General features: G+C 57.1%; 16 protein-coding genes. 7 read left to right on the top strand and 9 right to left on the bottom strand.

Annotated elements, in window-relative coordinates:
• Positions 1-3 precede the first annotated feature (3 nt).
• Both diaA and dolP read left to right on the top strand, forming a co-directional pair.
• A complete protein-coding gene (gene diaA / locus C6A40_RS16055; RefSeq protein ID WP_003861754.1) occupies positions 4-594 on the top strand; it encodes a DnaA initiator-associating protein DiaA in 591 nt (196 codons plus the stop codon).
• 9 nt (positions 595-603) lie between these two features.
• Positions 604-1179: a division/outer membrane stress-associated lipid-binding lipoprotein gene (gene dolP / locus C6A40_RS16050; protein ID WP_008501489.1), complete on the top strand. Its 576-nt coding sequence runs from the start codon at positions 604-606 to the stop codon at positions 1177-1179.
• Positions 1180-1244: 65 nt separating this feature from the next.
• Here the strand turns inward: dolP and C6A40_RS16045 are convergent, their stop codons facing one another.
• The gene (locus C6A40_RS16045; protein WP_045334582.1) at positions 1245-2282 is read right to left on the bottom strand and encodes a permease; all 1038 of its coding nucleotides are present in this window, start codon (positions 2280-2282) and stop codon (positions 1245-1247) included.
• Between the two features lie 39 nt (positions 2283-2321).
• Positions 2322-2966 (bottom strand): NAD(P)H-binding protein, encoded by a 645-nt coding sequence (locus C6A40_RS16040; RefSeq protein WP_021242246.1) that lies wholly within the window; start codon positions 2964-2966, stop codon positions 2322-2324.
• Positions 2967-3094: 128 nt separating this feature from the next.
• On the opposite strand from C6A40_RS16040, the gene C6A40_RS16035 reads away from it, so the two are divergent.
• Entirely contained in the window at positions 3095-3613 is a 519-nt protein-coding gene (locus C6A40_RS16035) for a type 1 glutamine amidotransferase domain-containing protein (protein ID WP_008501486.1), read from the top strand.
• Here the strand turns inward: C6A40_RS16035 and C6A40_RS16030 are convergent.
• The gene (locus C6A40_RS16030) at positions 3593-4027 is read right to left on the bottom strand and encodes a YhbP family protein (RefSeq protein ID WP_008501485.1); all 435 of its coding nucleotides are present in this window, start codon (positions 4025-4027) and stop codon (positions 3593-3595) included. The two genes, C6A40_RS16035 and C6A40_RS16030, sit on opposite strands and share 21 nt — an antisense overlap.
• Before the next feature lie 14 nt (positions 4028-4041).
• Between C6A40_RS16030 and C6A40_RS16025 the strand changes: the two genes are divergently transcribed.
• On the top strand, positions 4042-4371 hold the full coding sequence (locus tag C6A40_RS16025) for a GIY-YIG nuclease family protein (protein ID WP_008501484.1): 330 nt from the start codon (positions 4042-4044) through the stop codon (positions 4369-4371).
• Here the strand turns inward: C6A40_RS16025 and C6A40_RS16020 are convergent.
• Positions 4358-4861 carry a GNAT family N-acetyltransferase gene (locus tag C6A40_RS16020; protein WP_008501483.1) on the bottom strand — a complete coding sequence of 168 codons (504 nt, stop codon included), beginning with the start codon at positions 4859-4861 and terminating at the stop codon, positions 4358-4360. The genes C6A40_RS16025 and C6A40_RS16020 overlap by 14 nt on opposite strands.
• On the bottom strand, positions 4855-5379 hold the full coding sequence (ubiT, locus tag C6A40_RS16015) for a ubiquinone anaerobic biosynthesis accessory factor UbiT (protein WP_008501482.1): 525 nt from the start codon (positions 5377-5379) through the stop codon (positions 4855-4857). The genes C6A40_RS16020 and ubiT overlap by 7 nt, the downstream gene beginning before the upstream one ends.
• A 211-nt stretch (positions 5380-5590) precedes the next feature.
• Here ubiT and ubiU point away from each other — a divergent pair, with 211 nt between their 5' ends.
• The 3 genes from ubiU (at position 5591) to C6A40_RS16000 (ending at position 8558) form a co-directional block, all read left to right on the top strand.
• Positions 5591-6586, top strand: coding sequence for a ubiquinone anaerobic biosynthesis protein UbiU (gene ubiU, locus C6A40_RS16010; protein WP_021242249.1), 996 nt, complete (start codon positions 5591-5593; stop codon positions 6584-6586).
• 7 nt (positions 6587-6593) lie between these two features.
• Positions 6594-7472, top strand: a complete 879-nt coding sequence (locus C6A40_RS16005) for a U32 family peptidase (RefSeq protein ID WP_021242250.1) — start codon at positions 6594-6596, stop codon at positions 7470-7472.
• 78 nt (positions 7473-7550) lie between these two features.
• A complete protein-coding gene (locus C6A40_RS16000; RefSeq protein ID WP_114191314.1) occupies positions 7551-8558 on the top strand; it encodes a luciferase-like monooxygenase in 1008 nt (335 codons plus the stop codon).
• 84 nt (positions 8559-8642) lie between these two features.
• Here the strand turns inward: C6A40_RS16000 and mtr are convergent, their stop codons facing one another.
• The 4 genes from mtr to nlpI form a co-directional block, all read right to left on the bottom strand.
• Positions 8643-9887: a tryptophan permease gene (gene mtr / locus C6A40_RS15995; protein WP_045334618.1), complete on the bottom strand. Its 1245-nt coding sequence runs from the start codon at positions 9885-9887 to the stop codon at positions 8643-8645.
• A gap of 142 nt (positions 9888-10029) precedes the next feature.
• A complete protein-coding gene (locus tag C6A40_RS15990; protein WP_021242253.1) occupies positions 10030-11925 on the bottom strand; it encodes a DEAD/DEAH family ATP-dependent RNA helicase in 1896 nt (631 codons plus the stop codon).
• Entirely contained in the window at positions 11918-11998 is an 81-nt protein-coding gene (gene yrbN / locus C6A40_RS25625) for a protein YrbN (RefSeq protein WP_100122156.1), read from the bottom strand. Before yrbN ends, C6A40_RS15990 begins: the two co-directional genes overlap by 8 nt.
• Positions 11999-12105: 107 nt before the next feature.
• Entirely contained in the window at positions 12106-12990 is an 885-nt protein-coding gene (gene nlpI / locus C6A40_RS15980) for a lipoprotein NlpI (RefSeq protein ID WP_008501476.1), read from the bottom strand.
• Positions 12991-13088: the final 98 nt, after the last annotated feature.

The following is a 13088-nucleotide window of genomic DNA, read 5'->3' as shown; positions in this document are numbered from 1 at the left end:
AACGTGCTCGAAAGAATTAAAGTGTGCTTCACAGAAAGCATCCAGACTCAGATTGCCGCGGCGGAAGCCCTTCCGGATGCTATCTCGCGTGCCGCAATGACGCTGGTGCAATCCCTGCTAAACGGCAACAAAATCCTCTGTTGTGGCAACGGCACGTCAGCCGCCAACGCACAGCATTTTGCTGCCAGCATGATCAATCGTTTTGAAACAGAACGCCCCAGTTTACCTGCCATTGCACTTAATACCGATAATGTGGTCTTAACGGCGATTGCTAACGATCGTCTGCATGACGAAATTTACGCAAAGCAGGTGCGAGCCCTGGGTCATGCCGGAGATGTGCTGCTGGCTATCTCCACGCGCGGCAATAGCCGGGATATTGTCAAAGCTGTTGAAGCCGCCGTCACCCGCGACATGACCATCGTGGCCTTAACCGGCTATGACGGGGGTGAGCTGGCGGGTCTGCTTGGGCCGCAGGATGTGGAAATCCGCATTCCGTCTCACCGGAGCGCGCGTATTCAGGAAATGCATATGCTCACGGTGAACTGCTTATGTGACTTGATCGATAACACGCTTTTCCCTCACCAGGATGATTAAGGAGTTCTTATGAAGGCTTTATCGACCCTCGCAGTCCTTATGTCTGCATTACTGCTTCAGGGATGTATCGCTGCGGCCGTTGTGGGTACTGCCGCAGTAGGCACCAAAGCGGCAACCGATCCGCGCACTGTGGGAACACAGGTGGATGACGGTACGCTGGAGCTGCGCGTCAACAGTGCGCTGTCGAAAGACGAACAGATCAAGAAAGAGGCGCGTATCAACGTGACGGCTTATCAGGGCAAAGTGCTGCTGGCAGGCCAGGCGCCGAATATGGAGCTCGCCTCGCGTGCGAAACAGATTGCGATGGGCGTTGAAGGGACCACAGAGGTGTTTAACGAAGTGCGTCAGGGCAAGCCAATTGGTTTGGGTGATGCCTCTTCCGATACCTGGATCACCACCAAAGTACGTTCCCAGCTGCTGGGCTCGGACCAGGTGAAATCTTCCAACGTGAAGGTGACAACGGAAAACGGTGAAGTGTTCCTGCTGGGTCTGGTGACCGAACGTGAAGGGAAAGCAGCGGCCGATATCGCCAGCCGGGTGAGCGGCGTGAAGCACGTCACCACCGCGTTTACTTACATTAAATAAAAAAATCCCCTCAAGTGAGGGGATTTTTTTGTAGGCCCGGTAAGCGTAGCGCCACCGGGCGTTTTTCACAGAAGCGCAATACTTCCCACCATCACCCCGCTCAACGCCACCAGCCCCGCGGTGAGCCACAGCGCTTTCGCCGGGAATGACTTACGCAGCATAATCAGCGACGGCAGGCTGATGGCCGGTAACGTGATGAGCAATGCCAGTGCCGGTGCGGTGCCCATGCCGGCCAGCATCATGGTCTGAACAATAGGAATTTCTGCGGCGGTAGGGATCACAAACAGGCAGCCTGCAACGGCCATCGCAATGACCCACAACAGCGTGTTGTCGATAGCGCCATCCGCATGCGGGAAGAGCCAGACGCGCGCCGCCCCGAGAACCAGCACCGCCAGGATATAGACCGGGATGGTGCTCCAGAAAAGCTGCCATAGCGCCCTGCCCCAGCGCGCAAAGAACCCGCCCTGCGGCTCGCTGACGTCCAGCTCAACAGACGCGGACTCTGGCGTCTTATCCTTCACCAGATTTTGCACCAGCGTCGCCACCACCAGCACGGTCAGCAGTCCGGCCACCAGACGAATGAACGCGAAATGCCAGCCCAGGACAAAGCCCATAAACACCAGCGTCGCCGGATTGAGCAGCGGGTTGCCCATCCAGAACGCCAGCGCGCCGCCCATCGACACGCGCTGGCGGCGCATCCCTGCCGCCACGGGCGCAGCGCAGCAGGAGCACATCATGCCCGGCAGGGAGAAGATCGTTCCCAGCAGCGTACCCTGAAAGCGCGGCTGTCCGAGGGTTTTCACCAGCCAGTTGCGCGGGATCAGCACCTGAATCAGTGAGCCCAGGATCACGCCCAGGACGGCAGCCTTCCAGACGGCAAGGAAGTAGACCATGGCATAGTCCCACGCCGCCTGAAGCGGGCTGGCATCCGCCTGAGCGAGAATAGATTTACCGATGCTGTGCGTTTCGGCGGCGGTGAAGGCTTTTCCGTAGTACGGCTGCCATTTCACGTACCAAAGGCCAACAATGACCACGAGAAAGAAGAATGCGGGCTTCCACCATTGAACAGGTGTTGCCGCCTGAGATGAAGACTGACCAGTCATAGCATTCCCCGGAGAGTATGAGTAATTAGCCGGGGGAGTTTACGCCTCGCCCTGCGCGATTTCACGCAGTTTTGCCGAAGGGATAATGTTTACGCCCGCTTTCGACGGAGCCAGTCCCTCTTTTAACATCGCACGCGCGACGTCCCGCGCCTCGATAGATTTCCAGTTGCCGGGCAGGATCCGAAACAGCGGGGCAAATATCGACTCGTTAAAGCGGCGCTCGTCCCGGTGGCCGATCAGCATTGAGGGGCGCACAATCGTCAGCTGCTCCCATTTCTGCGCAATCAGCGCATCCTCCATCTTGCCCTTCACCTTGTTGTAGAAGAAAGGCGATCCGGCACTGGCGCCCAGCGCGCTGACCACCAGAAAATGTCTGGCTCCCAGCTTTTTCGCCGTAAGCGCGGTGTCCACCACCAGCGTATAGTCGGCGTGGATAAATGCCTCTTTGCTCCCCGCCTCCCGCCGCGTGGTGCCCAGACAGCAAAAGGCGATATCAATCGGGTCCTGGACCTGCGCCAGCGCATCCGTCAGCTGGGGATCGTGCGGATTAAAGACGCCGGAGATGTCCGCCAGCGGTCGACGCGTCGGGGCGGCGATGTAGTTCACGCGGCGATCCTGGATCAGCAGCCGCAGCAGATGATCGCCCACTAGCCCGGTAGCCCCGGTAATCAGTACCTGACTCATCGTATCCCCTTTACAGAATTGTCCGTTTGCGAACTCAGCGTCGTCGACCACACTTAGAAGTCTGTTACAGGTAAGTATTTACCACAAGCGGAGAAAAATCAGTCTGAAGCCAAAACAACGGAGGAAGCATGGGCAAGAAAATCGCAGTCTTGATTACCGACGAGTTTGAAGATTCAGAATTCACCTCTCCTGCAGAGGCGTTCCGCAAGGCGGGGCATGAGGTCATCACCATCGAGAAAGAGGCGGGCAAAACGGTGAAAGGCCATAAGGGCGAGGCCAGCGTGACCATCGACGAGACTATCGATAACGTGAGCCCCTCAGATTTTGACGCCCTGCTTTTACCCGGCGGCCATTCACCGGATTCCCTGCGCGGAGACGAGCGCTTCGTGACCTTCACCCGGGACTTTGTCTCTACCGGCAAACCGGTCTTTGCCATCTGTCACGGGCCGCAGCTGCTCATCAGCGCGGAGGTTGTACGCGGGCGTAAGCTCACGGCGGTGAAACCGATCGTTATCGATCTGAAAAATGCGGGCGCCGAGTTTTACGATCAGGAGGTGGTCAACGACAAAGACCAGCTGATCACCAGCCGGACCCCGGACGATCTCCCGGCGTTTAACCGCGAAGCGCTACGCCTGCTCGGCGCGTAACCAGTGCAGCTTCTTGCCAAAGCCCAGGGTGTTGTCGGTAAATTTCAGCTCATCGAGGCGGATTTCCCACACCGGGGCTTTTAGCGCAGCGGCGACCGGAAAGCGGCGCGTGTAGTGCTTACGACGCGCGTCGCTCTCTTCTCCGTCCAGTCGACGGATTTCCCCCTTAAACTGTACCCCACGGATCAGCGCGACTGTCTTCGGCTGGCCATTTACCGTGCCCGCGACTTTTGCCTGCTGGCCAGTCATCTGCGCATGACGCGTTTTGTCTTCGCTCATGACGTAAAATGCGACGCGCTCCGGATCGTAGTAGTAAAACGCGTTTGCGCACCACATCTCACCCTCGCTGTAGACGCACCAGGTGACGACGTGCTGCTTCGCCAGCCAGCGGTTAATGGCGGCCAGTGTTTCCATTTTCGTTCTCTCTCATGCTATGGTGCGTTCACCTTAACATACTGAATCTGTTTACCGTGTGCTGGTTTCTCTATCTTGTCCGAACCGCTGATAACGCACTCTACACCGGGATCACCACCGATGTGGCACGGCGTTTTTTACAACATCAAACGGGGAAAGGGGCAAAAGCGCTGCGGGGGAAAGGAGAATTACAGCTCGCCTTTTCGGCGCCCGTCGGTGACCGATCGCTGGCGCTCAGGCTGGAATACCGCATCAAACAGCTGACGAAGCGCCAGAAAGAGCGCCTCGTGACCGGAGACGGCTCCTTTGAGGCGCTACGCGAGAGCCTGATTAAAAGCGATTGAAATGGTCGTGGTATTCGACCAGACCATTGACGCCGTTGAGCGCGTCGTCCGCCAGACGGTGCACCTGGAACGCGGATTCCGTACCCGGCCAGCGGCAGCGCAGATCGTAATGCGCGGCCTGCTCGAAGCCCAAACGGCCATAGAATGCCGGATCGCCCAGCGTTACAACGGCCGCATAACCGAACTCATTGAGCGAATCCAGCCCTTCATAGACCAGCTGGCGCGCCAGCCCCTGCCCGCGATAGTTTTCATCCACCGCCAGCGGTGCCATACCGACCCACTGCAGCTCTTCGCCCTGAACGATGACCGGACTGAAGGCAACATAGCCCACCACCTGACCTTCATCATCGGTGGCAACCAGCCCCAGCGTGATCAGGCCGTCTTCACGGAGATCGTGGACCAGTTGGGCTTCCGCATCGCTCTCAAAAGCGCGGCGTAATAACGCATCGATACCCGGTGCATCAATCCCAATTTCGACTCGAATCAGCATGGCTCACCTACTGAAGTGTGTTTACTGTCCGGCGGGGTTTTCAGCCCGGCCTCAACGAAATCTGCCATTTGCATTAACATCACGCGCAGCGCTTTCGGCATCTGCTCCAGCTCAATGGCATCCATTAAATTCTTAACGTACAGGCCCAGCTCCGTGTCGCCTTCAATCACCAGACGGCGCTGGAAGAAGAGCGTATCCGGATCCTGCTTGCGCGCGGCTATCATCAGCAGATCGCTGGCGTTGGCGCTAAAGCTCACGTCCGCCTCGGCGGTTTCGCGGACGATCAGCTGGTCATTCTCAACGGAGGTAAACCAGCGCAGCCCGATGTCACGTACCTCAATGCTCAACCAGCGGCCTTCCAGGAATTCCAGCTCGCCATCCTGCAGCGCCTGGCGGAACTGCCAGCTCAGGACCTGCTCCAGCACCTGACGTTTAAGCGCGAACGGCGCCAGCTTTACCGGCACGCTCAGCATTGATGGGCCAAATTGTACGAGACGTGAACGCAGTTTATCCAGCACGAGCTTTACTCCCTGATATCTATAGTCCTGCTATTTTGCCATATCCGACGCATAACATAGCGGCGTAAATCAACAAACCGTCGTCCGGACAACCTCATTATTGGTGCCATCAATACGCCATTAGCTGCCTTAAATCAAAAATTGTCGCGTATGGGTTAATTAAAATCCCAGCTCGTTAACATTTTTGCGATCGACAACATCAGGATAAATTATGGAGCTGCTCTGCCCTGCCGGAAACCTTCCGGCGCTTAAGGCGGCCATCGAAAATGGGGCCGATGCGGTCTATATCGGGCTGAAAGATGACACCAATGCCCGCCATTTTGCTGGCCTCAACTTTACGGAGAAAAAGCTTCAGGAAGCCGTTAACTTCGTTCACCAGCACCGCCGCAAGCTGCATATCGCCATCAATACCTTTGCTCACCCTGACGGCTACGCCCGCTGGCAGCGCGCGGTGGATATGGCGGCACAGCTGGGTGCCGATGCGCTGATTCTGGCCGACCTCGCCATGCTTGAGTATGCGGCAGAACGCTATCCCCATATTGAGCGCCACGTCTCTGTTCAGGCATCTGCCACCAACGAAGAGGCCGTGCGTTTTTATCACCGAAACTTTGACGTGGCCCGCGTGGTGCTGCCGCGCGTACTCTCTATTCATCAGGTTAAGCAACTCGCGCGCGTCACGCCAGTGCCGCTGGAAGTTTTTGCCTTTGGTAGCCTGTGCATTATGGCCGAAGGCCGTTGCTATCTTTCCTCCTATTTGACCGGCGAGTCACCGAATACCGTCGGGGCCTGCTCCCCTGCCCGCTTCGTTCGCTGGCAGCAAACGCCGCAGGGGCTGGAATCTCGCCTGAACGAAGTGCTGATTGACCGCTATCAGGACGGTGAAAACGCCGGTTATCCCACCCTGTGTAAAGGCCGCTATCTGGTCGACGGCGAGCGTTACCATGCCCTGGAAGAGCCCACCAGCCTTAACACGCTGGAGCTGCTGCCGGAGCTGCTGGCGGCCAATATTGCCTCGGTGAAAATCGAAGGTCGCCAGCGCAGCCCGGCGTACGTGAGCCAGGTGGCGAAAGTGTGGCGTCAGGCTATCGACCGCTGCATGGCGGATCCGCAGAACTACGCGCCGCAGCAGGCCTGGATGGAAACGCTCGGATCGATGTCCGAAGGCACGCAAACCACGCTGGGCGCGTATCACCGTAAATGGCAGTGAGAAAATCATGAAATATTCATTAGGGCCGGTGCTTTACTACTGGCCAAAAGAGACGCTGGAAGATTTTTACCAGCAGGCCGCCACCAGCAGCGCCGATGTGATTTATCTCGGCGAAGCGGTGTGCAGCAAACGCCGGGCGACGAAAGTGGGCGACTGGCTGGAGATGGCGAAAAGCCTGGCGGGAAGCGGCAAACAGGTGGTGCTTTCCACGCTCGCGCTGGTGCAGGCCTCTTCTGAACTGGGCGAGCTGAAACGCTACGTTGAGAACGGCGAGTTCCTGCTGGAAGCGAGCGATCTCGGCGTGGTGAACATGTGTGCCGAGCGCAAGCTGCCGTTTGTCGCGGGTCATGCCCTGAACTGCTACAACGCGGTGACCCTGCGCCTGCTGCTCAAACAGGGGATGACGCGCTGGTGCATGCCGGTGGAACTCTCCCGCGACTGGCTGGCAAACCTGCTCACGCAGTGTGAAGAGCTGGGCATTCGCAACAAGTTTGAAGTGGAGGTGCTGAGCTACGGGCATCTGCCGCTGGCCTATTCCGCCCGCTGCTTTACCGCACGCTCGGAAGACCGTCCGAAAGACGAGTGCGAAACCTGCTGTATTAAGTATCCGAACGGGCGCAGCATGCTGTCCCAGGAGAATCAGCAGGTGTTTGTTCTCAACGGTATTCAGACCATGAGCGGCTATGTCTATAACCTGGGCAACGAGCTGGCGTCGATGGACGGGCTGGTCGATATGGTGCGCCTGTCGCCGCTGGATACCGGCGTGTTCGCGATGCTGGATGCCTTCCGCGCTAACGAAAACGGCGCTGCTCCGCTGCCGCTGACGGCAAACAGCGACTGTAACGGCTACTGGAAGCGTCTGGCCGGGCTGGAACTGCAGGCCTAAAAAAGGCTCACTTTGTTAACAACGGTTATCATTTTTTAATGCAGTATTAAAGATTCACCGTCGACAAAGTGAGCTGTTATGACTGACAAAACCCTTCCGTTTTCGGTGCTGGATCTGGCGCCGATCCCACAAGGCTCCTCGGCAAGAGAAGCCTTTTCGCACTCTCTGGATCTGGCTCAGCTGGCCGAAAAGCGTGGCTATCACCGCTACTGGCTGGCCGAACACCACAACATGGTGGGCATTGCCAGCGCCGCCACCTCGGTACTGATTGGTTATCTGGCGGCAAATACCACCACGTTGCACCTGGGCTCCGGCGGCGTGATGCTGCCGAACCACGCCCCGCTGGTGATCGCCGAGCAGTTCGGCACGCTGAATACCCTCTATCCGGGCCGTATTGATTTAGGGATTGGCCGTGCGCCGGGTAGCGATCAGCCGACCATGCGCGCCCTGCGCCGCCATATGAGCGGCGATATCGACAACTTCCCGCGCGACGTGGCCGAACTGGTGGACTGGTTCGACGCGCGTGACCCGAACCCGCACGTGCGCCCGGTACCGGGTTACGGCGAGAAGATCCCGGTCTGGCTGCTGGGCTCAAGCCTCTACAGCGCGCAGCTCGCAGCCCAGCTGGGGCTGCCGTTTGCGTTTGCCTCGCATTTCGCACCGGATATGCTGCATCAGGCGCTGCATCTCTACCGCACGCACTTCAAACCGTTCGAGCGTCTGGAGAAACCGTACGCGATGGTCTGTATCAACATTATTGCCGCCGACAGCAATCGCGACGCGGAATTCCTCTTCACCTCCATGCAGCAGGCGTTTGTGAAGCTGCGCCGCGGTGAGACGGGCCAGCTTCCGCCGCCGGTGGAGAATATGCATCAGCTGTGGTCAGCTTCAGAGCAGTATGGCGTACAGCAGGCGCTGAGCATGTCGCTGGTAGGCGATAAAGCGAAAGTGCGTCACGGGCTGGAGGCGGTGCTGCGCGAAACGCAGGCGGATGAAATTATGGTTAACGGTCAGATTTTCGATCACCAGGCGCGTTTGCATTCGTTTGATTTGGCCATGCAGGTGAAAGAGGAGTTGGTGGGGTAGTTTTTTGCCGGATGGCGGCTTTGCCTTATCCGGCCTACGCCATCCCTGTAGGCCCGGTAAGCTTAGCGCCACCGGGCTTTGCGTTTACTGATAGACAGGCAGCAGATTAAAACTCGACAGCACGTGAACCAGCGCGTTACCCACCCCAAATACCAGAATCAGTACAATCATCGGCTTGCCGCCCCAGACGCGAAATTTAGGGCTGCCGAAGCGTTTACGTGATTTGCGGGCCAACAGCGCCGGCACAATCGCCGCCCAGATGGTTGCCGCCAGACCGGCATAGCCAATGGCGTACAGAAAGCCGTTCGGCCACAGCAGGCCGCCCACAATCGGCGGCAGGAAGGTCAGCAGCGCGGTCTTGAAGCGCCCCATCGCGGAATCATCAAAGCCAAACAGATCCGCCAGGTAGTCAAACAGGCCCAGCGTCACGCCGAGGAAAGAGCTCGCCACCGCGAAGTTAGAGAAGATCACCAGCAGCAAATCCAGGCTGCGGCTGTTCAGCACGCCGCTCAGGGCCTGCACCAGCACATCAATGTTACCGCCCTTCTGCGCAATACCGATAAACTCCGGGCGCGGGATATTGCCCATCGTCCCGAGCAGCCAGATGACATACAGCGCCAGCGCCAGCAGCGTGCCGTAGACCAGACACTTCACAATCGTGCGCGGATCTTTGCCGTAGTACTTCATCAGGCTCGGCACGTTACCGTGGTAGCCAAACGACGCCAGGCAGAACGGCAGGGTCATCAGCAGGTACGGCGTATAGGAGGTATTCACTTCGGCAACGTTAAACAGCGTGGCAGGCGTCACGTGCCCCAGCAGGCTGCCGAAGGTCAGGAAGAAGGTGATGACCTTCGCGCCCAGCACGATCGCCGTCATCCGGCTCACCGCTTTGGTACTCATCCAGACAATAAACGCCACGCCCAAGGCAAAGCACAGCCCGGCCAGACGCGCCGGTACGTTCAGCGACATCTCCGAGAAGGTGTGATGCAGAATCGAACCGCTTGCCGAGATATACGCGTAGGTCAGGATATAGAGCACAAACGCGATGGACAGCCCGTTCACCAGGTTCCAGCCTTTGCCCAGCAGGTCTTTGGTGATGGTGTCGAAGCTCGCGCCAATGCGGTAGTTCAGGTTGGCTTCGAGGATCATTAGCCCGGAATGGAGCATACAGAACCAGGTAAAGACCAGCGCGGCCAGCGACCAGAAGAACCACGCACCGGACATGACCACGGGCAGGGAGAACATCCCGGCACCTATAATGGTTCCGCCGATGATCACCACGCCGCCAAGCAGCGAAGGTGACGTTTGGGTGGTGGTTAGTGTCGCCATACAGCCTTTTCTCCAGTCAATCATGCGGTTCTGCATTTTAATGTGACGCACTGTACCAGTACAAGAGTACAAAGGGAATAAAAAAAGCCCCGATAGCATGTATCGGGGCTGTATATTTTACTTTACGTCAGAAGCGTAAGGCTTACGCGTCACCGAAACGACGACGGCTGGTGCCTTCTTCACGACGCGGGCCACGGCTTTCACGGCGCTCGCCGGAGAAACGACGACCTTCACCACCGCGACCTTCGCTGCGACCGCCTTCACGACGCTCGCCGCCGAAACCGCGACCACCGCCACGACGTTCGCCGCCACGGTCAGGGCGCGGCTGTGCATCGCCCAGCAGCTGCATGTTCATCGGCTTGTTCAGGATGCGGGTACGCGTAAAGTGCTGCAGTACTTCACCCGGCATGCCTTTCGGCAGCTCGATGGTAGAGTGGGAGGCGAACAGCTTGATGTTACCAATGTAACGGCTGCTGATGTCGCCTTCGTTAGCGATAGCGCCAACGATGTGACGAACTTCAACACCATCATCACGGCCCACTTCAATGCGGTACAGTTCCATATCGCCTGCGTCGCGACGTTCGCGACGAGGACGGTCTTCACCACCACGCTCTGGACGGTCACCACGTGGGCCACGATCGTTACGGTCGCCACGACGTTCGAAGCGGTCGTCACGGTCACGGAATTCACGCTTAGGACGCATCGGTGCATCTGGTGGCACGATCAGGCTACGTTCGCCCTGAGCCATTTTCAGCAGTGCTGCAGCCAGGGTTTCCATATCCAGCTCTTCGCCTTCAGCAACAGGCTGAATCTGCGACAGCAGCGCACGGTACTGATCCAGATCGCTGCTTTCCAGCTGCTGCTGTACTTTGGCGGCGAATTTTTCCAGACGGCGTTTGCCCAGCAGCTCTGCGTTTGGCAGGTCCGCTTCTGGAATGGTCAGCTTCATGGTGCGTTCGATGTTACGCAGCAGACGACGCTCGCGGTTCTCAACGAACAGCAGCGCACGGCCAGCACGACCCGCACGACCGGTACGGCCGATACGGTGAACGTAAGACTCGGAATCCATCGGGATGTCGTAGTTAACAACCAGGCTGATACGCTCAACGTCCAGACCACGTGCTGCCACGTCGGTTGCAATCAGGATATCCAGACGACCGTCTTTCAGACGCTCCAGAGTCTGCTCACGCAGGGCCTGGTTCATGTCGCCGTTCAGCGCTGCGCTGTTGTAGCCGCTACGCTCCAGGGCTTCAGCCACTTCCAGGGTCGCATTTTTGGTACGAACGAAGATAATCGCCGCATCAAAATCTTCCGCTTCCAGGAAACGTACCAGCGCTTCGTTTTTACGCATGCCGTATACAGACCAGTAGCTCTGGCTGATATCCGGGCGAGTGGTTACGCTGGACTGAATACGCACTTCCTGAGGTTCTTTCATGAAGCGTTTGGTGATACGACGAATCGCTTCCGGCATGGTGGCAGAGAACAGCGCGGTCTGATGACCGTCCGGGATCTGCGCCATGATGGTTTCAACGTCTTCGATGAAGCCCATACGCAGCATTTCATCTGCTTCATCCAGTACCAGACCGCTCAGTTTAGAGAGGTCCAGGGTACCGCGCTTCAGGTGATCCAGCAGACGGCCCGGCGTACCGACAACAATCTGTGGGCCCTGGCGCAGGGCGCGTAACTGCACGTCATAACGCTGGCCGCCGTACAGGGCAACCACATTTACGCCGCGCATATGTTTAGAGAATTCCGTCATGGCTTCTGCAACCTGAACAGCCAGTTCACGGGTTGGAGCCAGAACGAGGATCTGCGGTGCACGCAGGTCCGGATCAATGTTGTTCAGCAGCGGCAGCGAAAACGCTGCAGTTTTACCGCTACCAGTCTGGGCCATGCCCAGCACGTCACGACCAGAAAGCAGGTGTGGGATACACTCAGCCTGGATCGGAGATGGTTTTTCGTAACCCAGATCGTTAAGGGCTTCAAGGATAGGAGCCTTCAGGCCCAGATCTGCAAAAGTGGTTTCGAATTCAGCCATGTAGTACGAGTGCCTCAATGTCAATGGCGGCCAGTCTACTTAGCTCATCGTGAAAATGATTAGCAATTTTCATTGAAAAGTGTGAACCGGCTCAAAGTAGGTGTATTGACGAACAACAACGCCCTCACCAGTTAAGGTGATGGCAATCAAAAGATTACGGGCTGATGTTTATGTCGTCAGCTATTGCTGGTCCGATTCTGCCAGGTCGTCTTGCTCCTGGCCCAAGAGCGATAATTCCAACAATGCATAACGGTGCTCAACGAAGTTGTGTACGTTGTTAGCAACCGCTAATTTGAACAGTGCCGTAGCGCTGTCCTTATCCCCCAGACTTAGGTAGTACTTACCTAAATAGAAGTTGGTTTCACTGAGATGCTCAGCGAGCGAGGTGTTATCCGTTGCGTCCGCCTTGAGGCGTTCCATCAGCGTTGCTTCGCTAATGTTGCCCAGGTAGAACTCGACAATGTTCCATCCCCACTGTTCCTTGTCCGATTTATCGAAGCGCTGTTTCAGTGCTTCTTTTGCCTGCTTCTCATCGAGCTTCCGCTCAACGATGTAAAGCCACAGGCTACGGAAAGGATCATTAGGATCGTCTTGATAAAACGCCAGCAGATCATCTTGCGCTAACTTGTCACGACCGCCGTAATACAATGCGATACCGCGATTCAAGTGCGCGTAGTTGTAAGTTGGATCAAGCTCAAGTACAGAATCAAACGCTTCATAGGCAGCATCAAAATTGCCTGCCTGCGTTAAATAAATGCCTAAGTAATTGAATACTTCAGGCATATCAGGTCGGATAGCCAGCGCTTGTGAAAAATCATTTCGCGCCAATGCCCTCAGACCGAGACTATCATACAACACTCCGCGCTCATATAAAAGCTGTGCGCGTTCGTCATCGGTTAAAGCCCGACTGGCAAGTATTTGTTCCATGCGTGCCAGGATCACTTCCTGCTGCAAAGTCGGTTGCAATGGCACTGCGAGGACTTCGCTCTTACGCCAGGCAGAGTTGCTGCATCCTGCCAGCGTTAAAGCTGTCGCAACGAAACACCAGCGCAAAAAAGGCTTCATTTCCCACTCCCGAAGACAACTATTGGATGAACGTCCTGTCCCCCGGCGGCTTAACAAGGCGTCCTGCCTGATAATAGGCCCTCCGCAAAGCGGAGGGC

The organism is Enterobacter sp. GER_MD16_1505_Eko_090 (genome assembly GCF_003331015.1).
In the GTDB taxonomy this organism is placed as follows: Bacteria; Pseudomonadota; Gammaproteobacteria; order Enterobacterales; family Enterobacteriaceae; genus Enterobacter; species Enterobacter roggenkampii.
This window is presented reverse-complemented; position numbering and strand designations above follow the sequence as displayed.

Coding starts and splice junctions, on each gene's coding strand:
- dolP (WP_008501489.1), top strand. CDS start 604: ATGAAGGCTTTATCGACCCTCGCAGTCCTTATGTCTGCATTACTGCTT.
- C6A40_RS16045 (WP_045334582.1), bottom strand. CDS start 2,282: ATGACTGGTCAGTCTTCATCTCAGGCGGCAACACCTGTTCAATGGTGG.
- C6A40_RS16040 (WP_021242246.1), bottom strand. CDS start 2,966: ATGAGTCAGGTACTGATTACCGGGGCTACCGGGCTAGTGGGCGATCAT.
- C6A40_RS16035 (WP_008501486.1), top strand. CDS start 3,095: ATGGGCAAGAAAATCGCAGTCTTGATTACCGACGAGTTTGAAGATTCA.
- C6A40_RS16030 (WP_008501485.1), bottom strand. CDS start 4,027: ATGGAAACACTGGCCGCCATTAACCGCTGGCTGGCGAAGCAGCACGTC.
- C6A40_RS16025 (WP_008501484.1), top strand. CDS start 4,042: ATGCTATGGTGCGTTCACCTTAACATACTGAATCTGTTTACCGTGTGC.
- C6A40_RS16020 (WP_008501483.1), bottom strand. CDS start 4,861: ATGCTGATTCGAGTCGAAATTGGGATTGATGCACCGGGTATCGATGCG.
- ubiU (WP_021242249.1), top strand. CDS start 5,591: ATGGAGCTGCTCTGCCCTGCCGGAAACCTTCCGGCGCTTAAGGCGGCC.
- C6A40_RS16005 (WP_021242250.1), top strand. CDS start 6,594: ATGAAATATTCATTAGGGCCGGTGCTTTACTACTGGCCAAAAGAGACG.
- C6A40_RS16000 (WP_114191314.1), top strand. CDS start 7,551: ATGACTGACAAAACCCTTCCGTTTTCGGTGCTGGATCTGGCGCCGATC.
- mtr (WP_045334618.1), bottom strand. CDS start 9,887: ATGGCGACACTAACCACCACCCAAACGTCACCTTCGCTGCTTGGCGGC.
- C6A40_RS15990 (WP_021242253.1), bottom strand. CDS start 11,925: ATGGCTGAATTCGAAACCACTTTTGCAGATCTGGGCCTGAAGGCTCCT.
- yrbN (WP_100122156.1), bottom strand. CDS start 11,998: ATGAAAATTGCTAATCATTTTCACGATGAGCTAAGTAGACTGGCCGCC.
- nlpI (WP_008501476.1), bottom strand. CDS start 12,990: ATGAAGCCTTTTTTGCGCTGGTGTTTCGTTGCGACAGCTTTAACGCTG.